We start from the raw sequence: 19,866 nt of genomic DNA, 5'->3' as shown, positions 1-19,866 counted from the left end.
GTCAGTTCTTCCCGGACTCGTCGGATTCCGGTTGGCCGTGCTTCTTGCTGCTGCCCCGAACCTTTTCTGCGGGGTATCGCATGGCGTTGTCCTTCAGCTTCTGCTGAACCGCGGCATCGAGGTCGATCCCCAAGACTGAAGAGAGGCGGACGAGGTAGAGCAGAACGTCCGCAAGCTCGTCTTGCACGGCCCTAGCCGTCTGGACGTCTCGACCGGCATCTTTGGAAGCGGCCTCCGACATCCATTGGAAGATTTCGTTCAGTTCCCCGACTTCGCCCGTCAGGGCCATCACCAAATTCTTGGGCGAGTGGAACTGCGCCCAATCGCGCTCGTCTGCAAACTGCTCTAAGCGGGCTGCGAGCTGTGCCAAGTCGACAAGCGCGGTGCCTGACGTTGCGTCAACGGCATCGGTCATGTTGAAGCTCTCCTATTGCCCATCGCCAATGAGGTGCGAGTGAACGGTCTTGACTCAGGTTGCAGGAAATAGGTGCGTAGGTCCGGCTCGGTCATGAAACAAGTGTATCTAGAGACGCCCTCTGCTATTTCACATTGTTGAAGCAAATTGGGTGGAGCGACGCGTTCTACGTCCGCGGGTGGGCTGGTTACGGAGTCCAGGGACCTAAAAACAACGACTCAACGAAACGATGGTTAACTACGACCGAGGATCGAAGTTAAAGTATGTCACCAATCGTTAATTTGTTCGGGTGATGAACGACAATTTCTGTGCAAGTCGCGAAGTGCGGGCTCGACTTGACCTTTTCCAAGTTGCAGAACTGACGCCCGATTGGCGGTTGCAGATCAATTCCTTGGCAAATTGAAATGCCGAGCGAACAAATCTCTTCTGTTTTCTCAATCGCCGCGGCGCTCCCATCTTTTGTTTTGGGACGCGTCTATCGCCGCTCGCAGGATCTCCATTCGGCGTTTGGCGGTGGAGGGCAGAGCGGGATCTCCAACTCTGCGCGGGCACCAGTGACGTTCCTGTTTACGGGAAGTGGTGAGCGCTATGGCTACGCTGATCGATTCGACGAGGACGGCACCTTCTTTTACTTCGGTGAAGGGCAGAAGGGCGACATGAAGTTTGTCCGCGGCAACCTAGCGGTTCTCAACCACTCGAGCCAGGGCAAAGCGCTGCACCTGTTCCGCGTCATTGGAAAAGGCAAGGGGCAAAAATATCTTGGTGAGTTCGTTTATCAGGATCATGACTGGGTCATTGCGGCTGATGTGGACGGAAAGCCCCGAAATGCGATTATTTTTCGGCTAGTACCCCTTGCCCGTCTGGAGCAGCTTGAGCTTGCCTCCGCAGAGCCACCCGTGGACGACGTGACGCTTCAAGAGTCTAGAAATCGAGCTATTGCCGCGTCCGAAGTTATTGGCTCGCAAGAAAACAAGAAGGGGAGCCGGACGATTTATGAACGTAGCCGCGCGGTGCGCGACTATGTCCTGCAACGTGCGGCTGGGAAGTGTGAGCTTTGCGAGTCGCCCGCACCTTTCACCCGAAACGATGGCCGGCCTTACTTAGAGCCGCACCACACCACGCGGTTGTCTGACGGAGGGCCTGATCACCCGCAGTTTGTTGCAGCGCTTTGCCCAGCCTGTCATCGAGAAGTGCACTATGGAGAGCATGCGCAGGTAAAAAATCTGACGTTGAAGGAAAGGCTGCAGGTTCTTGAGGCGGCTGGTCCAGCCTGATTTCGTGTCCACGACCCATCTGCGGGTCAACAGGCAAAAAGCCCCTGACTCTTGCGAATCAGGGGCTTTCTAGTTTTGGTGCCGGAGAGATGAATCGAACACCCGACCTTCTCATTACGAATGAGCTGCTCTACCGACTGAGCTACACCGGCGAAGCCTCGGATTATAGCAACCCGTCAGGCCTTTTCGGTGTGGTACTTGGTCAAACGCTCGACTTCGTTACGCGAACCCAACATCACGCTCACGCGCTCGTGCAGTTTGGTGGGCTGCAAGTCCAGGATGCGCTGCTTGCCGTTGGTGGCGGCGCCACCGGCTTGCTCCACCAGCCAGCTCATGGGGTTGGCCTCGTACATCAGGCGCAGCTTGCCGGCCTTTTCGGGCTCGCGCTTGTCCCACGGGTACATGAACACGCCGCCGCGCATCAAGATGCGGTGCACGTCGGCCACCATGCTGGCAATCCAGCGCATGTTGAAGTCTTTGCCGCGCGGGCCTTCCTTGCCGGCCAGGCACTCGTCGATGTAGCGCTTCATGGGCTCGTCCCAGTGGCGCATGTTGCTCATGTTGATGGCAAATTCCTTGGTATCGGCCGGAATCTGGATGTCTTCCTGTGTGAGCACAAAGCTGCCTTGCTCGCGGTCTAGCGTGAACATGGCCACGCCGTTGCCCACGGTCAGCACCAGGGTGGTTTGCGGGCCGTAGATGCAGTAGCCGGCGGCCACTTGCTGGGTGCCGGGCTGCAAAAAGTCGGCTTCCTGCACGCCGGGGGTGTCGTCGGGCTTTTTCAGCACGCTGAAGATGGTGCCAATGCTCACGTTCACGTCGATGTTGCTGCTGCCGTCGAGCGGGTCGAACATGAGCAGGTATTCGCCCTGAGGGTAGCGGTTGGGCACCACGTAGATGCTGTCCATTTCTTCGCTGGCCATGGCCGCCAGGTGGCCGCCCCATTCGTTGGCTTCAATCAGCACTTCGTTGGCAATGATGTCCAGCTTCTTCTGGATTTCGCCCTGCACGTTTTCGCTTTCGGCGGTGCCGAGCACGCCGCCCAGCGCGCCCTTGTTGACGGCCTGGCTGATGCTTTTGCAGGCACGGGCCACCACTTCGAGCAGCAGGCGCAGCTGGCCCGGAATGAGGCCGTCGGCGCGCTGCTGTTCAACGAGGTAGCGGGTGAGGGAGATCTTCTGTTGTTGATAAGCCATGTGCTTCCTGTATTGGGTTCGATTCGGTTCGATGTTGTGCCGAGGCGAGGCGTCTGGGCGCTCAGTCGGCGTTGTCTTCGGGCCAGGGGGCGCCAAGGTCGTAGGCAATGCGCATGGCAATGTCGGCCGATGCCTTGTCCAGCCCGTCGTTCAGCAACTTGCCCTGGTTTGCCAGCCAATGCGCGCGGCGGATGCTGCGCTGCGTGTTGGCGTCCTTGCCGCGCAGTTCCTGTTTGAGCGAGGGGCCGACGAGGTCCGACAGGCTGACGGTCGAGCGGTACGAATATTCGTGCCACAGCGTGCGCTTGTCGGGGGAGCCGATGCGCACGTTGGCTCGCACCACGGCTTCGTCCTCGTCGTCGGAAACATTGGCCCAGCCTTCGACCACGGTCTGCGCGCTGTCGGGGTTGAGCGGGCTGCCCCTGAACATGCTGGAGGCAGGCTCGCGGTAGGTGGCGCCCTGGTAGTTGGGGCTGGTGCGCAATGCCTTTTCGAGGCGCGGGCTGAGCAGGGGCGCCAGTTCGTAGTTGCCCATTACCGCGAGGTATAGGGCCGAGCGCGACTGGATCTCTTGCTGCAGCGAGTCCTGGTAGCCCTTGTTGGCCGCGCCGGTCGCACCGCCGAGAGCCATGGCACCGATGATGCCCACGCCGGGAATTGCCGCCATGCCGGCGCCGATGACGCGCATGCGCTTGAAGCTGGCGTCCGGGTCGCTTTCGACCTCGACGCCGATGCTGGGCACGACCACCTGCACGGTCGAGCCGGGCAGGGTGGCCAGTTGCGATTTCTTGATCCACGGCTGGCTCGACCTGCCGCCGGCGCCCGCGCAGCCAGCAAGCGCCGCGCAGAGCAGGAGCGCTGTCGCCGTCAGCGCGAGCGCCGGCCGCCGCTTCTGGCGAGGCCGCTCAGTTGCCGGCGAGTGCACGCGTCACTACCTCGTGGGTGTCCTTGCTCAGGTCGGGCTTGGCGGCCACGCGGGCAATGGCTTCGCGCGCGGCGCTGCGGTAGGGCTCGGCCAGCTTGCTCCAGCGGTCGAGCGCGCGGGCAAGGCGGGCGGCCACCTGGGGGTTGATGGCGTCCAGCTCTATGACCCGCTCGCTCCAGAACACGTAGCCGGCGGCGTCGGGGCGGTGGAATGCGCCGGGGTTGGCGCTGCAGTAGCTGAAGATCACGCTGCGCGCGCGGTTGGGGTTCTTGATGGAGAAGTCCGGGTGCTTCATCAGCTGCTTCACCAGCGGCAAGATGTCGCCGCCGCGGTCGGGCGCGCCGGCCTGCAGCGAGAACCACTTGTCGATGACCAGCGCTTCGTCCTTGAACAGGGCATGAAAGCGCGCGAGCGCCTGCGCGGCCAGGGTGTGGCCCGACGACACCAGCGCGTTGAGCGCGTTGAAGCGGTCGGTCATGTTGCCGGCGTCTTTAAAGCGCTGCAGCGTTTTGCCGGGCCACACGGTGTCGCCCGAAGAGCGCGCCGCCAGGCACAAGAAGTTAAGCGCCATGCCGGCCAGCGCGCGGCGGCCTGAAGAGGTCGGGTCGGGCGTGTAGGCGCCGGTGTCGTGGTTTTCTTCGTAGACCTGTTGCCAGTCTTGGAAGAGGGCGGTGGCCAGCTGGGCGCGCATGGCTTCGCGCACCAGGTGCACGCGCGGCGGGTCGACCACGTCGAGCTGCTCGGAAATGTAGGTTTCCGAAGGCAGGGTGAGCACCAGCTCTTTAAAGGCGGCGTCGAGCTTGGGGTTGCGCAGCACGCTGCGCATGGCGTCCAGGTACGCGTCGTTCAGCACCGGGGTGGTGTCGGTCGCCAGCGCGGCAATGCCCTGCAGCGCGGCGCGCAGGCCCAGGCGCTGGCCGGCTTCCCAGCGGTTGAAGGGGTCGGGGTCGTTGGCCAGCAGGGTGAGCAGTTGGGCGTCGGTGTATTCAAAGTCCAGAATCACCGGCGCGCTGAAGCCGCGCAAGATCGAAGGCACGGGCTCGGCGTCGAGGCCCACAAAGGTAATTTGCTCGCCGGCGCGCGAGAGCACCACGGTGCGCGTGCACGGGGTGCCCGGCGCGCTGCGGGTTACTTCGCTTTCGCCTTCGAGCTGCAGCGGCAGTTCGCGGCCGCTGGCGTCGAGCAGGCCAATGTTCACCGGAATGACAAACGGCTCCTTGGTCGGCTGGCCCGGCGTGGGCGGGCAGCTTTGCACAATGCTCAGGGTATAGCTGCGCGCTTGCGCGTCGTACACGCCGTGGGCGGCAAGGCGCGGCGTGCCGGCCTGGCTGTACCAGCGCTTGAACTGCGGCAGCAGGCGGGCCAACTCCGAATCGGGGTTGGCGTCGGCAATGGCCTGGGCAAAGTCGTCGCAGGTCACAGCCTGGCCGTCGTGGCGCTCGAAGTAAAGGGTCATGCCCTTTTCAAAGCCCTTGCGGCCGACCAGCGTCTGCATCATGCGCACCACCTCGGCACCCTTTTCATAAATGGTGACGGTGTAGAAGTTGCTGATCTCGATGTAGCTGTCTGGCCGCACCGGGTGGGCCATCGGGCCGGCGTCTTCAGGAAACTGCGCGGTGCGCAGCACGCGAACGTCTTCGATGCGCTTCACGGCGCGGGCCGAGGCATCGGCGCAAAGGTCCTGGCTGAACTCCTGGTCGCGGAAGACGGTGAGGCCTTCCTTCAGCGAAAGCTGGAACCAGTCGCGGCAGGTGACGCGGTCGCCGCTCCAGTTGTGAAAGTACTCGTGGCCGACCACGCTTTCGATGTTGCTGTAGTCGGCGTCGGTGGCGGTGGCCTGGTTGGCCAGAACGTACTTCGTGTTGAAGATGTTCAGGCCCTTGTTCTCCATGGCGCCCATGTTGAAGTCGCTGGTGGCCACAATCATGAAGCGGTCCAGGTCCAGCGGCAGGCCAAAGCGGGCTTCGTCCCACAGCACGGAGTTGACCAGCGAGTTCATCGCATGCTCGGTCTTGTCGAGGTCTCCGGCGCGCACGTACACCTGCAGCAAGTGCTCCTTGCCGTTGCGGGCGGTAATGCGCTGCTCGCGCGCCACCAGCTTGCCGGCCACCAGCGCAAACAGGTAGCTGGGCTTCTTGAAGGGGTCGACCCACTTGGCAAAGTGGCGGCCCTCGGGCAGGTCGCCCTGTTCGACCAGGTTGCCGTTCGACAGCAGCACAGGGTACGCGGCCTTGGCGGCGCGCAGCGTAACCGTGTACATCGCCATCACGTCGGGGCGGTCCAAGAAGTACGTGATGCGGCGAAAGCCCTCGGCCTCGCACTGCGTGAAGAAGGTGTCTTCGCTCACGAACAGGCCCATCAGCTTGGTGTTCTTGATCGGGCAGCAGGTGGTGAAGATCTCGAGCTCGAAGGCGTCGGGCAAGCCGTCGATCACGAGCTGCTCGCCTTCCATGCGGAACGATGCGCCCTGGCCGTTGACCAGCACGCGCGCCAGGTTCAGCTCGTCGCCGTCCAGGCGCAGCGGCTGGGCCGGCACGTCGGGGTTGCGGCGCAGTTGCATGCGGTTGAGCACGCGGGTCTTGGCGGGGTCGAGGTCGAAGGTCAGGTCGACGGTGTCGATCCAGAATGCCGGAGCGGCATAGTCTTCGCGGCGAATGGCGATCGGTTGCCCTTGGGCGTCACGCTGCAGCAGCATCGAGTGTCTCCAGAAAATTCGAATGGGCGAGTTCGTCGTAGTCGCGAACGGCGGCAATCACATGGGGGCCGGCAAGCTCGGCGGCGGTATGGGTGCTGCACACGGCCACGGCACGCATGCCGCCGCGGCGCGCAGCCTCTATGCCGAAGGGCGCATCTTCAAACACAACGCAGCGCTCGGGCGCCACGCCAATGCGGCGCGCGGCTTCCAAGAAGATCTCGGGCGTGGGCTTGCCGGCAAAGCCTTCGTCGCCGCCCACAATGGCCAGAGGCAGCGGGTCCATCTTCAGGCGCGACATCGCAAATTCAATGTTGTGCTTGTCGCCCGCCGTGCCCACGGCCACCTTCAGGCCGCGCGCCACGGCGGCCTTGGCAAAGGCGGTAAAGCCGGCAACCTCGGTGAAGTTGTCGCCGAACATGGCGCGGTAGATTTCTTCTTTTTCGTGCACCAGGGTTTGGCACTCGGCGTCTGAAAGCTCGCGCTCGAACAACTCGCGCATGCACTCGGTGCCGGTGCGGCCCGTGGTGCGCGCAAGAATGTCGGTCACGTCGAGCTTGAGCCCGTGGCGCGCCACAAACTCGACCCACGAGCGCGCATGCCACGGCATGGAGTCGATCATGGTGCCGTCCATGTCGAAGATGAAGGCTTCGACCTTGTCGTGGGTCAGGCTCATCGATTACACGCCCTGCTTCAGCGAGGCTTCGATGAACACGTCCAGGTCTCCGTCGAGCACCTTTTGCGTGGCCGAGACTTCAACGTTGGTGCGCAGGTCCTTGATGCGGCTGTTGTCCAGCACGTAGCTGCGGATCTGGTGGCCCCAGCCCACGTCGGTCTTGCTGTCCTCGAGCTTTTGCTGCTCTTCCTGGCGCTTGCGCATTTCGTGGTCGTACAGGCGCGAACGCAGGCGCTTCCACGCCACGTCGCGGTTGCTGTGCTGGCTGCGGCCGTCCTGGCACTGCACCACGATGCCCGTGGGGATGTGCGTCAGGCGCACGGCCGAGTCGGTCTTGTTGATGTGCTGGCCGCCCGCGCCCGATGCGCGGAAGGTGTCGGTGCGCACGTCGGACGGGTTGATCTCGATCTCGATGGAGTCGTCGATTTCCGGGTAGACAAAGATCGAGGCAAAGCTGGTGTGGCGCCCGCCCGACGAGTCGAACGGCGACTTGCGCACCAGGCGGTGTACGCCGGTTTCGGTGCGCAGCAGGCCAAAGGCGTAGTCGCCTTCCACCTTGATGGTCGCGCCCTTGATGCCCGCGGTGTCGCCCGGCGTTTCGTCTTCGATCTGCGTCTTGAAGCCCTTGCGCTCGGCGTACTTCAGGTACTGGCGCAGCAGCATGCTGGCCCAATCGCAAGCCTCGGTGCCGCCCGCGCCGGCCTGAATGTCGACAAAGGCGTTGAGCGGATCGGCCGGGTTGTTGAACATCCGGCGGAATTCAAGCTGCTTGATGTCGGCTTCGAGCGCGGCAGCGTCGTCGGCAATGGACTGCAAGCCGTCCATGTCGCCGTCTTCCTTCGACATTTCATACAGCTCGGTGTTGTCCGAGAGGCCGCTGGTGAGGCGGTCGAGCGTCACGACCACGTCGTCGAGCGACTTCTTCTCGCGGCCGAGTTCCTGGGCCTTCTTGGGGTCGTTCCAGACGTTCGGGTCTTCGAGCGATGCGTTGACCGTCCTCAGACGTTCGGCTTTGGCATCGTAGTCAAAGATACCTCCGTAAATCGGCCGTCCGGGCGCTCAGGTCCGCGAGGGTTGCGCCGATTTGGTTGATTTGTTCTGCGTCCATGGGGTGTCCTGACTGTGTTCGGGGGAAACCGGACATTTTCTCATGGACCGATAACCCGCCCAGGAACTGCGCCGTATTGCTCCTTCCCCCGCTGGGGGAAGGCTGGGATGGGGGCGGGCAGGGCGCCCATTTCGAGCGCCGCTTGCCCCCACCCCGGCCCTCCCCCAGCGGGGGAGGGAGGAAGGCGAAGTCAGAAGGCGGGGACGAGCGAGCCCTTGAACTGGCTTTCGATAAAGCTCTTCACCTCCGCCGACTGGTAAGCCGCAACCAGCCGCTTGGCCCAGGGCTTGTCCTTGTCGGCGCGGCGCACGGCAATCAGGTTGGCGTAGGGGCTTTTCGGGGCTTCCTTGATCACGGCGTCCTTGGCGAGCGAAAGGCCGGCCTTCTCGGCGTAGTCGTTGTTGATGGCGGCAATGGCCAGGTCGTCGAGAGAGCGGGGCAGTTGGGCTGCGTCCAGCGCCACCAGCTTCAGCTTCTTGGGGTTGCTCACCACGTCGAGCGGCGTGGCGTTGTTGTTCTTCACCGCATCGGGCTTCAGCGTGATGAGGCCGGCCGTCTGCAGCAGCAGCAGGGCGCGGTTGCCGTTCGACGGGTCATTCTGGATGCCGACCGAGGCGCCGTCGGGCAGCTGGTCGATCGACTTGATCTTGCGCGAGTAGAAGCCCAGCGGCGCCGTGATGGTGAGGCCCACGGGCACGATGTCGAAACCGCGCGCCTTGTTCTGGTTGTCCAGGAAGGGCTGGTGCTGAAAGGCGTTGGCGTCCAGGTCGCCCGAGGCCAGCGCGGCGTTGGGCAGCTGGTAGTCGTTGAACACCACCACCTGGATGTTCAGGCCGTCCTTGGCGGCGACCTTTTTCACCACTTCGAAGATCTGCTCGCCGTTGCCGACGGACACGCCCACCTTGATGGCGGTTTTGTTGTTGTCTTGCGCGAAGGCGGCGCTGCCGGTGAAGAAAAGTGCGCCTGCAACGGTGGCAAGGGCGAGGGTGCGGCGGCGAAGGGTGCTGTGCATGTTGTGTTGCGCGAATCAAAAAAGTAAGGGCGCGAATGTGGCATTGCCCCGCCCGTTTGGGAACGAACCAATCCGCATATCGATATGGCATTGCCCGCTGGGCTTCTCCAATGCTTATGCGTTTTCATGCATAAGCAAGCGCCGATTTGTTCGTTCCCTTTTGACGATTTTGTTTTCATACTCGGCCCCTTTTTGCGAACTCCGCGGCCCGCTTCGACGCAGGCCGTGCCTCCTCTCCATGACCAACCATTCGCCTGATGCGGCCCGCGGCAACGCGGCGCCGGTCATCCGACTTCAATCGGTGCAGAAGTCTTTTGCCTTGCCCAGCGGCGAGGTGTTCGACGCCGTGCAGTCGCTCTCGCTCGACATTCAACAGGGCGACGTGTTCGGCCTGATCGGCAAGAGCGGCGCGGGCAAGTCGACCTTGCTGCGCCTCATCAACCTGCTGGAGCGGCCCGATGCGGGCAAGGTCTTTGTGGGCGGGCGCGACCTGACGACGCTCTCGCGCCGCGAGCTGCGCGACATGCGCCAGAACATCGGCATGATCTTTCAGCAGTTCAACCTGCTGCAGAACGCCACGGTGTTCGACAACGTGGCGTTTCCGCTGAAGATCCACGGCCGCCATTCAAAGGCCGAAATCGACGCCCGCGTGCGCGAATGCCTGGCCCTGGTGGGCCTGGCCGAGAAGATCGACACCTACCCGGCGCAGCTTTCGGGCGGGCAGAAGCAGCGCGTGGCCATTGCGCGTGCGCTGGCGCCGCGGCCGCAAGTGCTGCTGTGCGACGAGCCCACCTCGGCGCTCGACACCGAAACCACCCGCGCGCTGCTGGAAACGCTGCGCGACATCAACCAGAAGATCGGCGTGACCATCGTCATCGTCACGCACGAGCTCTCGGTGGTCGAGGTGCTGTGCCGCAACGTGGCCATTCTGGAGAAGGGCCGGCTGGTGGAGCAGTTCGCAGTGCTCGATGCGCCGGCCGAAGAGCGCAAGACCGCGCTGGGCCGCGAAATCGACGAACTGGTGCGTCGCCGCGAACGCGAGGCGCGAGAACCCGTCACGCCGCGCCCCTTGCCGGTGCAGCGCAGCGCGCAGGAGGTGGCCTATGTTTGAGAACATCGCGCCCATCCTCCCTGAGCTGTGGGTGGCCACGGGCCAGACCTTCCTGATGCTGGCCATCGGCCTTTCGGCGGCGGTGCTGATCGGCGGGCCGCTGGGCATTTTGCTGTTCTTGCTCGGGCCGGGCCAGTCGCTCGAAAACAAGCCGGCGTTCCTCGTCCTGAACTGGATCGTGAACACCGTGCGCTCGTTTCCTTTCATCATCTTGCTGGTGGCGCTGGTGCCGTTCACGCGGGTGATTGCGGGCACTTCCATCGGCCCGCTGGCGGCCGCGGTGCCGCTGTCGTTTGCGGCCATTCCGTACTTTGCGCGGCTGGTGGACCAGTGCCTGCGCGAGGTGCCGCGCGGCGTGATCGAGGCGGCGCACGCCATGGGCGCATCGGAGCTGCAGATCGTGTGGCGCGTGCTGGTGGTGGAGGCGCGCTCCGGCCTGGTGCTGGCGCTCACGGTGCTTGCGGTGAGCTTTCTCTCGTACTCCGCCATTGCCGGCGTGGTGGGCGGCGGCGGCATTGGCGACCTGGCCATCCGCTACGGCTACTACCGCTTTCAGACCGACGTGATGGTGCTCACCGTAGCGCTGCTCGTGGTGCTGGTACAGATCCTGCAGTTCGTGGGCAACACCACGGCGCGCAGGCTGGACAAGCGTTGATTTCCTGTTTTTCTCTTTTCTTTTGTCTCTTTTCTCTCCTGCTCATTCCATGAAAACCGTACTGCTGCGCCGCTCCGTCCTCACCCTGTCTCTTGTCGCCCTGTCGTTCGGCGGCCTTTCACTGGCGCAGGCGCAAGAAGCCAAGAAGAACCTCGTCATCGGCGGCACCGCCGGCTCGAACATCGACCAGCTCAAGGCCGGCATCGTCCCCATCCTGGAGAAGAAGGGCTACAAGGTGAAGCTGGTCGAGTTCAACGACTACGTGCAGCCCAACCTCGCGCTGGCCCAGGGTTCGCTCGATGCCAATTTCTTCCAGCACCAGGTCTACCTGAAGAAGTTCTCGGCCGACCAGAAGCTGGACCTTGCCGAACTGGTGCAAGGCCCCATCGCACCGTTGGGCGTGTATTCGACCAAGCGCAAGACCCTGGCCGAGGTGAAGGAGGGCGACCGCTTCACGCTGCCCAACGACCCGAGCAACCTGGCCCGCGCGCTGGTGCTGCTGGAGCAGAACAAGCTCATCACCATCAAGCCCGGCGTCGATCCGCTGCGCGCGTCTGAAAAAGACGTGGCCGAGAACCCGAAGAAGCTGAAGTTCATTCCGCTCGAAGCCGCGCAGCTGCCGCGCTCGCTGGGAGACACCGACTACGCCATCGTCAACGGCAACTTTGCAATCTCGTCGGGCCTGAAGCTCACCGAGGCGGTGGTGCTCGAAAAGACGCCCGACTACTACCTGAACGTGGTGGCCGTGAAGAGCGCGGACAAGAACGCGCCCTGGGCCAAGGACATTGCCGACGCCTACCGCTCCAAGGAGTTCAAGGCCGTGGTCGACACCAAGTTCCAGGGCTACGCCAAGCCCAGCTTCCTGCAATAACTGCAGCTAACGCCTCAACCCAAGGACGCCCATGCCCGTGCTCGCAGTCTTCGATGCCGAAGGTCGCTGGTGCGACACGCATGTGTGCGACGGCCGCATCAACGAGCACTTGGGCAAGCAGGGCGTGAGCTGGGGCCGCGAAGAAGCGCCCGCGGGCCAGCGTGCGCTTGAGCGGGCGAGCCTGTTCTACGTGCGCACGGAAGACGGCTACCTGGGCCTGCTGCTCGAGGCGGGTGAATGGATGGCGCTTTCGGCCGGCGCCGAGCATTTTGTCGACGACGGTCAGGCCGCGCCGCCCCGGCCGCTGCCCGCCGCGCTGCCGCACTTTGACGCCTTCGTCGACGAGGTGCTGATGCTGACGGGCAACGACGCGGACGAAGAAGACTGAGTGCAAAGCGGGGTCTGCTGGCGCACGCCGGGCCCGCGGGCTTGTAGCATGTGCGCATGACCCAGCACATCGGAATCGTCGGGTGCTCCGCCGAAGGCGCGGCGCTCTGCTACCAGACCATTTGCGTGGAAGGGGCCCAGCTGCTTGGGCCGCATGCGCATCCTGAAGTCTCGATGCACACGCCGTCGCTTGCCGACTACATGCAGCACATTTACCGCAACGACTGGCGCGGCGTGGGCGAGGTGATGCTGGCTTCGGCCAACAAGCTCGCGAAGATTGGCGCCAGCTTTCTGGTCTGCCCGGACAACACCATTCACCAGGCGCTGCCGTTCATCGAAGCGCGCTCGCCGCTGCCGTGGCTGCACATTGCCGAGTGCGTGGCCGAAGAAGCCGCGCAGCGCGGGTTCAAGCGCCTGGCCATCACAGGCACGCGCTGGCTCGTCGAGAGCGAGGTCTACCCCGAGAAGCTCTCTGCCAAGGGGCTCGAGTACGTTCGGCCTGCTGCCGACGAGCGCGAAGAAATCAACCGCATCATCATGGACGAGCTGGTCTGCGGTGTTTTCACGCCCGATGCGGTCACGGCGTTCCGCCGCGTCATACAGCGCATGAAGGACGAGGAAGGCTGCGACGCGGTAGTGCTCGGCTGCACCGAGATTCCGCTGATCATGAACGACGTGAACTCGCCGCTGCCCACGCTCGATTCGACGCGGCTTTTGGCGCGCGCGGCGTTGCAGCGCACCGTGCAGGGCCGCGCTGCAGCCTGAACCCGGGCGGGCTCAGCTCGCCAGAAACTGCTCGATCAACCCGGCCACGCGCTGTGGCTGGTCGTGGTGCAGCATGTGGCCGGCATCGGCCACCTGTTCGATGCGCACCGAGGGCACGGACCGGAGGCGCTCATGGAACTCTTCGAGCGTGTAGCGGTTTTTCCACCAGCCGTGCAGGCTGTCGTCCGCGGCTTCGACCATGAGCGTGGGCGCCGAGATCCGCGCATAAAGGGCGAGCGTTTCATCGACCCGGAAGATGTTGGCATTGACGATCTTGTGAGCGGCTTCGCCAAGAATCTGCCAGCGCTCGCTGCCGTCGGGCTGGGTTTGCGCGGCCGACCAATGGCCCGCCAGCCAGTTGGCCTTGTCGGGCGTGAGGCGCGGGTTGGTCTTCATGAGCCGGCGCGCCACGCCGTCCACCGACGAGTAGCTGGCAAGCGCCATTTCGCCGCGGTGCAGGCGCTTGAGCTCGTCGATCCATTGCCCGTAACGCGCGGGCGCTTCCTCGGGCTTGCGCGCGGGCATGCCGAAGCCTTCGCAATTGACCAGCCGGCGAATGCGCGCGGGCCTTGCCCCCGCGTAGTGCATGGCAACATTGCCGCCCATGCTGTGGCCGACCAGGTCGACGGGCTGCGCCGCATCGCCTTCGCCCGCGTAATGGTCGAGCAGCCATTCCAGGTCGGCCAGGTAGTCGGGCAGCCAGTAGTTGTCGACACCGCCGCCCTCGGTCAGGCCAAAGCCGCGCCAGTCGGGCGCGATGATGAAGCGCTCTTCGGCCAGCGCATCGACCACGAACTGCCACGAGGCCCCCACGTCCATCCAGCCGTGCAGCAGCACCAACGGCGGCCGCGCCGCGGAGGGCTCGCCCCACACGCGCACGTGGTAGCGGAGATTGCGCACGGGTACGAATTCGGTGCGCGAAGGGCGAAGGGCTTGGTACATGGGCGCCGATGATACGGAGCCGACGGCGGCGGCGCAGTCCGCCACAAGACAGTGCGCGCTCGGGTTTTGGGCCCGCGGCCAGCGCACCGTGGAGGAGGGCGGTAGCATTCCGCGCATGAAAAAAATCCAACTCGGCCAGAGCAGCCTGCAGGTCACCCCGATCTGCCTTGGCACCATGACATTCGGCGAACAGGTGGACGAGCCCACCTCGCACGCCATCTTGAGCCGCTCGCTCGAGCGCGGCGTCGATTTCATCGACACGGCCGAGATGTACGCGGTGCCCACGCGCAAGGAAACCTACGGCGCCACCGAAACCATCATCGGCAACTGGTTTGCGGCCAATCCCGGCGCGCGCCAGAAAATTACGTTGGCCACCAAGGTGGCCGGCCCGGTGCGCGCCACGCCCTGGGTGCGCGAAGGCGCGGGCATGACGGCGGACGACATCGTGGCGTCGTGCAACGCCAGCCTCAAAAGGCTGAAGACCGACGTCATCGACCTGTACCAGATCCACTGGCCCGAGCGCCACGTGCCGGCCTTCGGCGCGCTTTACTACGACCCGGCCAAGGAAACCTCGCAGACGCCGATTCACGAGCAGCTCGAGGCGCTGGGCGGGCTGGTCAAGGCCGGCAAGGTGCGCGAAATCGGTCTTTCCAACGAAACGCCGTACGGCGTGCACGAGTTCGTGCGCCTGGCCGAGCAGCACGGCCTGCCGCGCGTGGCCTCGGTGCAGAACGTCTACAACCTGGTGAGCCGCGGGCTCGAGAACGGGCTCGACGAGACGATGCACCGGCTCGGCGTTTCGCTCTTGGCGTATTCGCCGCTGGCCTTTGGCCTGTTGACCGGCAAATACGACCAGGGCGGGATCGAAGGGCCCGAGGCTCCGAAGGGCGCGCGAATTTCGAGCTACGAATCGGTGCGCAAGCAGCGCTGGGGCCGGCCCGATGCATTGAAGGCGGCGCGCCGCTACAACCAGCTGGCGCGAGACAACGGCCTGACGCCGGTGCAGCTGGCGCTGGCCTTCTGCTACACCAAATGGCAGGTGGCAAGCACCATCATCGGCGTGACCACGGTGGCGCAGCTCGACGAAGACCTCGACGTGTGGGGCACCACGCTTTCGCCGGAAGTCTTGGCCGAGATCGACCAGATCCGCTGGGAAATCCGGGACCCGGCAACGTGAGAGCGGCCCCAGGGGTGCACCGGTGAGCAAGAAGGCGCACGTTTCCGAAACGCCTGCCACGCAGCTGCTGCGCGAGAACAAGGTCGCCTTTACGGAGCACCCGTACGAGTACCTGGAGCACGGCGGCGCGCAGCACAGCGCCGAGGTGCTGGGCTTCGATCCCTTCATTGTGGTGAAGACGCTGGTGATGCAAGACCAGGACGCCAAGCCGCTCATCGTGCTGATGCACGGCAACCGCACGGTGTCGACCAAGAACCTGGCGCGGCAGATCGGCGCCAAGTCGGTGGAGCCCTGCAAGCCCGAGGTCGCGCAGCGCCATAGCGGCTACATGGTGGGCGGCACCTCGCCTTTCGGCACGCGGCGCCAGATGCCGGTGTACATCGAGTCGACCATTCTGGAGCTGCCGAAGATCGCAATCAACGGCGGGCGGCGCGGCTACCTGGTGGGCATCGACCCGCAGGTGTGCGTGGCGCTGCTGGGCGCCAAGCCGGTGCAGTGCGCGCTGGCAGAATAGCCGGCCCGAATAAGAACATCCATCCTTCGTGGAGCGCCGCCTTGAGCTTTCATTTGCCTTCCCTCCTTGCCATCGTGGCTTCGTACCTGATCGGCTCGTTGTCGTTCGCGGTCATCGTGAGCAAATCGCTCGGCATGGCCGACCCGCGCAGCTACGGCAGCGGCAACCCCGGCGCCACCAACGTGCTGCGCTCGGGCAACAAGGGCGCGGCGCTGGCCACCTTGCTGCTCGACGCGCTGAAGGGTTGGCTGCCGGTGTTCGTGATTCGCCATTTCGGCGCGCAGTGGGGTTTGGGCGAGGGCGTGGCTGCGCTGGCGGGCCTGGCGGCCTTCCTGGGCCATTTGTACCCCGTGTTCTTCGGCTTCCAGGGCGGCAAGGGCGTGGCCACTGCCGCCGGGGTGCTGGTGGGCATTGCGCCGTGGCTGGGGCTGGCCACCGGCGTCACCTGGCTGATCATTGCGGTGTTCTTCCGCTATTCGTCGCTGTCGTCGCTCGTGGCGGCCTTTTTCGCGCCGGCGTACTACCTGATTGGCGGCAACATTGCGTGGCCGCTCGACCGCACGGTGCTGATTGCGATCATCATCATGAGTCTGCTGCTCGTCTGGCGGCACCGCGAAAACATCCGCCGGCTCGCGGCCGGCACGGAGTCGAAGCTCGGCGCCAAGAAAAAAGCTTGAGAAAGAACATCATGGCAACCATCACCCGCTTTCACGTCGGCCCCCGTCTGTCTGAAACGGCGGTGCACAACGGCACCATCTACCTTGCGGGCCAGGTGCCCGACGACACTTCGCAGGACATCCGCGGCCAGACCACGCAGGTGCTGGCCATGGTCGACCGCCTGCTGGCCGAGGCCGGCAGCGACAAGTCGCGCATTCTCATGACGCAGATCTTCCTGGCGGACATCACCGACATCACGGCCATGAACGAGGTGTGGGACGCGTGGATTCCCGCCGGCAACACGCCGCCGCGAGCGACGGTGCAGGCCAAGATGGCCAATGCGGCCTACAAGATCGAAATCGTGGTCACGGCCGCGCAGGCCTGACGCCGACGGTCAATAGCGCTTCTCGAGGACCATCTGGTCCGCGTCGCGGCGCATCGAAAAGCGGTTGATGAAGCTGTTGCCCAGCAGCACAAAAGGCATGGGCTGCGGAGAGACGATGGCGTCGACGTCGTACACCTCCACATCGCCCACGCGCACCGACTGCAGCCGCAGCTTGTAGCCGCTGGACACGCCGTTGGCGGTGTTCATCTGAACCCGCTGCCCCTTGCTGTAGTCGAGCCCGATGCGCTGCGCGTCGGCCGCCGAAAGCGCGATTGAGGTGGCGCCGGTGTCGAGCATGAACGTGACCGTGCGCCCGTTGATGGCGCCCTGTGTCATGAAATGGCCGCGGCTGTCCGCCGGCAGCACGATGCGGCTGCCGCCGCCCGTACCTGTGCCGCCGCCAATGCTCACCGGCGTGTCCATGCGCAGGTTGACGCGCTTGCCTTCGAGCTCGACCACGGCCTGCTCGGCCTGCAGCGACACGAGCTTGACGCCCTGGAAGGTTTCGCCCACTGCCACCGTCTTGGGCGGGGCGCCGTTCACGATGAGGATGGCGCGGCTGCCGATGGTGCCGGTCAGCATGACCGAACTCGCCGCATGCGCCCCTGCAGCGGCAGCCAGCAACTGCGCTGCGACGACGAGCGATTTCATTCGGGGCTCAGTCGCGGAAGTTGTTGAACGAGAGGGGCATGTCGGGCACGTCCTTCTTGATCAACGCCATGGCGGCCTGCAGGTCGTCGCGCTTGGCGCCTGTAATGCGCACCGCGTCGCCCTGGATGGCGGCCTGCACCTTGAGCTTGCTGTCCTTGATGATGCGCGTGATCTTCTTGGCTTGCTCGGATTCGATGCCGCTCTTGACCTTGATGACCTGCTTGACCTTGTCGCCGCCGATTTTCTGCACGTCGCCTTTGTCGAGAAAACGCACATCGACGCTGCGCTTGGTGAGCTTGGCGCGAAGAATGTCCTCGACCTGCACGAGCTGGAACTCGGCGTCGCCGATCATGGTGATTTCCTTGTCCTTGAGCTCGACGGCGGCAGCCGTGCCCTTGAAATCGAAGCGCGTTGCGATTTCCTTGGCGGTGTTTTCGACCGCGTTCTTCACTTCGGGCAGATTGGGTTCGCAGACGGTATCGAAAGACGGCATGGGCTCCTCCTGGATTCACGGTAGCTGGATGCGACAATTCTCCCATGATCGTGGAGAACAACGTCCCGCTGCAGCCGTACAACAGCTTCGGCATCGTCGCGCGCGCGCACAACCTGGCGCGCATTGCCAACGAGGAGGACGTGGCCGAGCTGCGGGCCGATCCGCGCTGGCGCGACGCCCCCCGCTTCGTGCTGGGCGGGGGCAGCAACATCGTGATCACGGGCGACGTGAAGCCGCTGGTGCTCAAGGTCGAGATCAAGGGCCTGCGGCTGGTCGACGAGACCCCGCGCGCCTGGATCGTGGAGGCCGGCGCGGGCGAGGTCTGGCACGACGCCATCCACTGGATGCTGGCAAACGGCTACCCGGGGCTCGAAAACCTGGCGCTCATTCCGGGCACGGTGGGCGGCGCGCCGGTGCAGAACATCGGCGCCTACGGGGTCGAGCTGCAAGACCGCTTCGAATCGCTCGACGCCATCGACCTGGACACCGGCCGCAGCTTTACGCTGGACGCCGCGCAGTGCGCCTTCGGCTACCGCGACTCGGTGTTCAAGCATGTGCGCAGCGGGCCCAACGACTTCGGGCTTTCGGGCCGGGCGCTGATCACCCGGGTGCGCTTTCGGCTGCCCAAGCCCTGGAAGGCCGTGGTGGGCTACCTCGACCTCGAGCGCAAGATGGAAGAAACCGGCAATTTCACGCCGAGCGCCACCGACGTATTCGACTGGATCTGCGCCATTCGCCGCGCCAAGCTGCCCGACTGGCGCCTGCTCGGCAATGCGGGCAGCTTTTTCAAGAACCCGACGGTCACGCCCGAACAATGCGCCGACATCATCGCGCGCGACCCGAAGATCGTGCACTACCCCATGGCGGACGGCAGCATCAAGCTGGCGGCCGGCTGGCTCATCGATGCCTGCGGCTGGAAGGGCAAGTCCGTCGGCAACGCCGGCGTGTACGAAAAGCAGGCACTGGTGCTGGTGAACCGCGGCGGCCTTGAAAACCCCGTAACCGGTGGCGAGGTAATGACGCTTGCCAAGGCCATCCAGACCAGCGTGTACGAGCGCTTCGGCATCCGGCTGGAGCCGGAGCCAGTGGTCGTCTGATGGACCTGGACTTCCTGCACCTGAACTACCGGCGGCGCATCGCCGCGCTGATGTGGGCACGCCGAGCAGTGGTGGTCGGGGGCCTTGTCGCGGTGTTCTTGGCCTTTCGCAATGGTGGCTGGCTGGTGCTGGTGCCATTGGTTCTTGGCGCGTGGGCCCTGGCGGCCACGCTGGGCTTCATGGAAACCAGCCTGCGACGGCAGTTCATCCGCGAAGCCCGCATGCCGCCGTTTCTCGTCGGCAAGCTGCGCGCGGCGCACCCGGGGCTGAGCGTGCGCGACGCCGAGCTGGTGCTGCGCGGCCTGCGCCAGTTCTTCATGGCCCATTTGCGCAGCGGCCGCAAGTTCGTGGCCATGCCTTCCAAGGTGGTCGATACCGCCTGGCACGAGTTCATTCTGCACACGCAGGGCTACCAGAACTGGTGCAAGGCGGCCTTCGGCGGCATGCTGCACCACAGCCCGGCCGAGGTGCTGGGCAAGGACCCGAAGCGCAACGACGGCCTGCGTCGCACCTGGTATTGGGCCTGCAAGGAAGAAAGCATCGATCCGCGCAAGCCCTCGCGGCTGCCGCTGCTGTTTGCGCTGGATGTGAAGTTCGGCATTCCGGGCGGCTTCGACTACGTGCCCGATTGCAAGGCCGTCGACCGGCACAACGGCTCCGACGCCCATTGCGGCACCAGCTTTGGCGATTCGTCGTCGGATGGCGGTGGCGCGGGCGATGCGGGCGGCTTTGGCGGCAGCGAGTCGAGCGGCAGCGGCGACGGCGGCAGCGGAGGAGGGGATTCTTCCGGCGGCTGCGGTGGTGGTTGCGGCGGAGGCGGTGGCGGCGACTGATCGACCGACAGACGCGCACCGCGCAAATGA

At 64.5% G+C, this 19,866-nt stretch carries 22 protein-coding genes and 1 tRNA gene; 12 read left to right on the top strand and 11 right to left on the bottom strand.

The window, feature by feature from the left end; translation table 11 throughout:
• Nucleotide 1: 1 nt before the first annotated feature.
• A complete protein-coding gene (locus GOQ09_RS19350) occupies nucleotides 2-415 on the bottom strand; it encodes a nucleotide pyrophosphohydrolase (protein ID WP_157615000.1) in 414 nt (137 codons plus the stop codon).
• 404 nt (nucleotides 416-819) lie between these two features.
• Between GOQ09_RS19350 and GOQ09_RS19345 the strand changes: the two genes are divergently transcribed.
• On the top strand, nucleotides 820-1,689 hold the full coding sequence (locus GOQ09_RS19345) for an HNH endonuclease (protein ID WP_157614999.1): 870 nt from the start codon (nucleotides 820-822) through the stop codon (nucleotides 1,687-1,689).
• Nucleotides 1,690-1,765: 76 nt separating this feature from the next.
• On the opposite strand, the gene GOQ09_RS19340 is transcribed toward GOQ09_RS19345, so the two are convergent.
• From GOQ09_RS19340 to GOQ09_RS19310, 7 genes are all read right to left on the bottom strand, one after another.
• A tRNA-Thr gene (locus GOQ09_RS19340) sits at nucleotides 1,766-1,841 on the bottom strand.
• A gap of 24 nt (nucleotides 1,842-1,865) precedes the next feature.
• Entirely contained in the window at nucleotides 1,866-2,885 is a 1,020-nt protein-coding gene (locus tag GOQ09_RS19335; protein WP_157614998.1) for a class 1 fructose-bisphosphatase, read from the bottom strand.
• Nucleotides 2,886-2,946: 61 nt separating this feature from the next.
• Nucleotides 2,947-3,810, bottom strand: coding sequence for a hypothetical protein (locus GOQ09_RS19330; RefSeq protein WP_157614997.1), 864 nt, complete (start codon nucleotides 3,808-3,810; stop codon nucleotides 2,947-2,949).
• Nucleotides 3,791-6,505 carry an aminopeptidase N gene (pepN, locus tag GOQ09_RS19325; protein WP_157614996.1) on the bottom strand — a complete coding sequence of 905 codons (2,715 nt, stop codon included), beginning with the start codon at nucleotides 6,503-6,505 and terminating at the stop codon, nucleotides 3,791-3,793. The genes GOQ09_RS19330 and pepN overlap by 20 nt, the downstream gene beginning before the upstream one ends.
• Entirely contained in the window at nucleotides 6,489-7,178 is a 690-nt protein-coding gene (locus GOQ09_RS19320) for an HAD family hydrolase (RefSeq protein ID WP_157614995.1), read from the bottom strand. Before GOQ09_RS19320 ends, pepN begins: the two co-directional genes overlap by 17 nt.
• 3 nt (nucleotides 7,179-7,181) lie before the next feature.
• A protein-coding gene (gene prfB, locus GOQ09_RS19315) for a peptide chain release factor 2 (protein ID WP_157614994.1) occupies nucleotides 7,182-8,286 on the bottom strand; the annotation gives its coding sequence in 2 pieces (ribosomal slippage) (nucleotides 7,182-8,204 and nucleotides 8,206-8,286; 1,104 coding nt in all).
• Nucleotides 8,287-8,476: 190 nt separating this feature from the next.
• On the bottom strand, nucleotides 8,477-9,298 hold the full coding sequence (locus GOQ09_RS19310; RefSeq protein ID WP_157614993.1) for a MetQ/NlpA family ABC transporter substrate-binding protein: 822 nt from the start codon (nucleotides 9,296-9,298) through the stop codon (nucleotides 8,477-8,479).
• Nucleotides 9,299-9,536: 238 nt separating this feature from the next.
• Between GOQ09_RS19310 and GOQ09_RS19305 the strand changes: the two genes are divergently transcribed.
• The 5 genes from GOQ09_RS19305 to GOQ09_RS19285 are packed head-to-tail and all read left to right on the top strand — an operon-like array spanning nucleotide 9,537 to nucleotide 13,087.
• Nucleotides 9,537-10,409, top strand: coding sequence for a methionine ABC transporter ATP-binding protein (locus tag GOQ09_RS19305; RefSeq protein WP_157614992.1), 873 nt, complete (start codon nucleotides 9,537-9,539; stop codon nucleotides 10,407-10,409).
• Nucleotides 10,402-11,064 (top strand): methionine ABC transporter permease, encoded by a 663-nt coding sequence (locus GOQ09_RS19300; RefSeq protein WP_047783086.1) that lies wholly within the window; start codon nucleotides 10,402-10,404, stop codon nucleotides 11,062-11,064. The genes GOQ09_RS19305 and GOQ09_RS19300 overlap by 8 nt, the downstream gene beginning before the upstream one ends.
• 49 nt (nucleotides 11,065-11,113) lie before the next feature.
• On the top strand, nucleotides 11,114-11,935 hold the full coding sequence (locus tag GOQ09_RS19295) for a MetQ/NlpA family ABC transporter substrate-binding protein (protein ID WP_157614991.1): 822 nt from the start codon (nucleotides 11,114-11,116) through the stop codon (nucleotides 11,933-11,935).
• 31 nt (nucleotides 11,936-11,966) lie between these two features.
• Nucleotides 11,967-12,323, top strand: a complete 357-nt coding sequence (locus GOQ09_RS19290) for a hypothetical protein (RefSeq protein ID WP_157614990.1) — start codon at nucleotides 11,967-11,969, stop codon at nucleotides 12,321-12,323.
• A 56-nt stretch (nucleotides 12,324-12,379) separates the two neighbouring features.
• Nucleotides 12,380-13,087 (top strand): aspartate/glutamate racemase family protein, encoded by a 708-nt coding sequence (locus GOQ09_RS19285; RefSeq protein WP_157614989.1) that lies wholly within the window; start codon nucleotides 12,380-12,382, stop codon nucleotides 13,085-13,087.
• Between the two features lie 12 nt (nucleotides 13,088-13,099).
• Here the strand turns inward: GOQ09_RS19285 and GOQ09_RS19280 are convergent, their stop codons facing one another.
• Nucleotides 13,100-14,029: an alpha/beta fold hydrolase gene (locus GOQ09_RS19280; protein WP_157614988.1), complete on the bottom strand. Its 930-nt coding sequence runs from the start codon at nucleotides 14,027-14,029 to the stop codon at nucleotides 13,100-13,102.
• 115 nt (nucleotides 14,030-14,144) lie between these two features.
• Here GOQ09_RS19280 and GOQ09_RS19275 point away from each other — a divergent pair, with 115 nt between their 5' ends.
• The 4 genes from GOQ09_RS19275 to GOQ09_RS19260 are packed head-to-tail and all read left to right on the top strand — an operon-like array spanning nucleotide 14,145 to nucleotide 16,762.
• Nucleotides 14,145-15,206 carry an aldo/keto reductase gene (locus GOQ09_RS19275; RefSeq protein WP_157614987.1) on the top strand — a complete coding sequence of 354 codons (1,062 nt, stop codon included), beginning with the start codon at nucleotides 14,145-14,147 and terminating at the stop codon, nucleotides 15,204-15,206.
• A 22-nt stretch (nucleotides 15,207-15,228) separates the two neighbouring features.
• Nucleotides 15,229-15,720, top strand: coding sequence for an aminoacyl-tRNA deacylase (locus tag GOQ09_RS19270; protein ID WP_157614986.1), 492 nt, complete (start codon nucleotides 15,229-15,231; stop codon nucleotides 15,718-15,720).
• A gap of 41 nt (nucleotides 15,721-15,761) precedes the next feature.
• A complete protein-coding gene (gene plsY / locus GOQ09_RS19265; protein ID WP_157614985.1) occupies nucleotides 15,762-16,397 on the top strand; it encodes a glycerol-3-phosphate 1-O-acyltransferase PlsY in 636 nt (211 codons plus the stop codon).
• A gap of 11 nt (nucleotides 16,398-16,408) precedes the next feature.
• Nucleotides 16,409-16,762, top strand: a complete 354-nt coding sequence (locus GOQ09_RS19260) for a RidA family protein (RefSeq protein ID WP_042582160.1) — start codon at nucleotides 16,409-16,411, stop codon at nucleotides 16,760-16,762.
• 9 nt (nucleotides 16,763-16,771) lie between these two features.
• Here the strand turns inward: GOQ09_RS19260 and GOQ09_RS19255 are convergent, their stop codons facing one another.
• Both GOQ09_RS19255 and GOQ09_RS19250 read right to left on the bottom strand, forming a co-directional pair.
• Nucleotides 16,772-17,413: a retropepsin-like aspartic protease family protein gene (locus GOQ09_RS19255; protein ID WP_157614984.1), complete on the bottom strand. Its 642-nt coding sequence runs from the start codon at nucleotides 17,411-17,413 to the stop codon at nucleotides 16,772-16,774.
• Between the two features lie 7 nt (nucleotides 17,414-17,420).
• Entirely contained in the window at nucleotides 17,421-17,906 is a 486-nt protein-coding gene (locus GOQ09_RS19250) for a YajQ family cyclic di-GMP-binding protein (RefSeq protein WP_015866547.1), read from the bottom strand.
• 44 nt (nucleotides 17,907-17,950) lie between these two features.
• Between GOQ09_RS19250 and murB the strand changes: the two genes are divergently transcribed.
• Nucleotides 17,951-19,003 carry a UDP-N-acetylmuramate dehydrogenase gene (gene murB / locus GOQ09_RS19245; RefSeq protein ID WP_157614983.1) on the top strand — a complete coding sequence of 351 codons (1,053 nt, stop codon included), beginning with the start codon at nucleotides 17,951-17,953 and terminating at the stop codon, nucleotides 19,001-19,003.
• On the top strand, nucleotides 19,003-19,836 hold the full coding sequence (locus GOQ09_RS19240; RefSeq protein ID WP_157614982.1) for a glycine-rich domain-containing protein: 834 nt from the start codon (nucleotides 19,003-19,005) through the stop codon (nucleotides 19,834-19,836). Before murB ends, GOQ09_RS19240 begins: the two co-directional genes overlap by 1 nt.
• Nucleotides 19,837-19,866 lie beyond the last annotated feature (30 nt).

The sequence above is a fragment of the Variovorax paradoxus genome, assembly GCF_009755665.1.
GTDB classification, from domain to species: domain Bacteria; phylum Pseudomonadota; class Gammaproteobacteria; order Burkholderiales; family Burkholderiaceae_C; genus Variovorax; species Variovorax paradoxus_G.
Note: the sequence above shows the minus strand (reverse complement) of the source record. Positions and strands in the feature narration are given on the sequence as shown.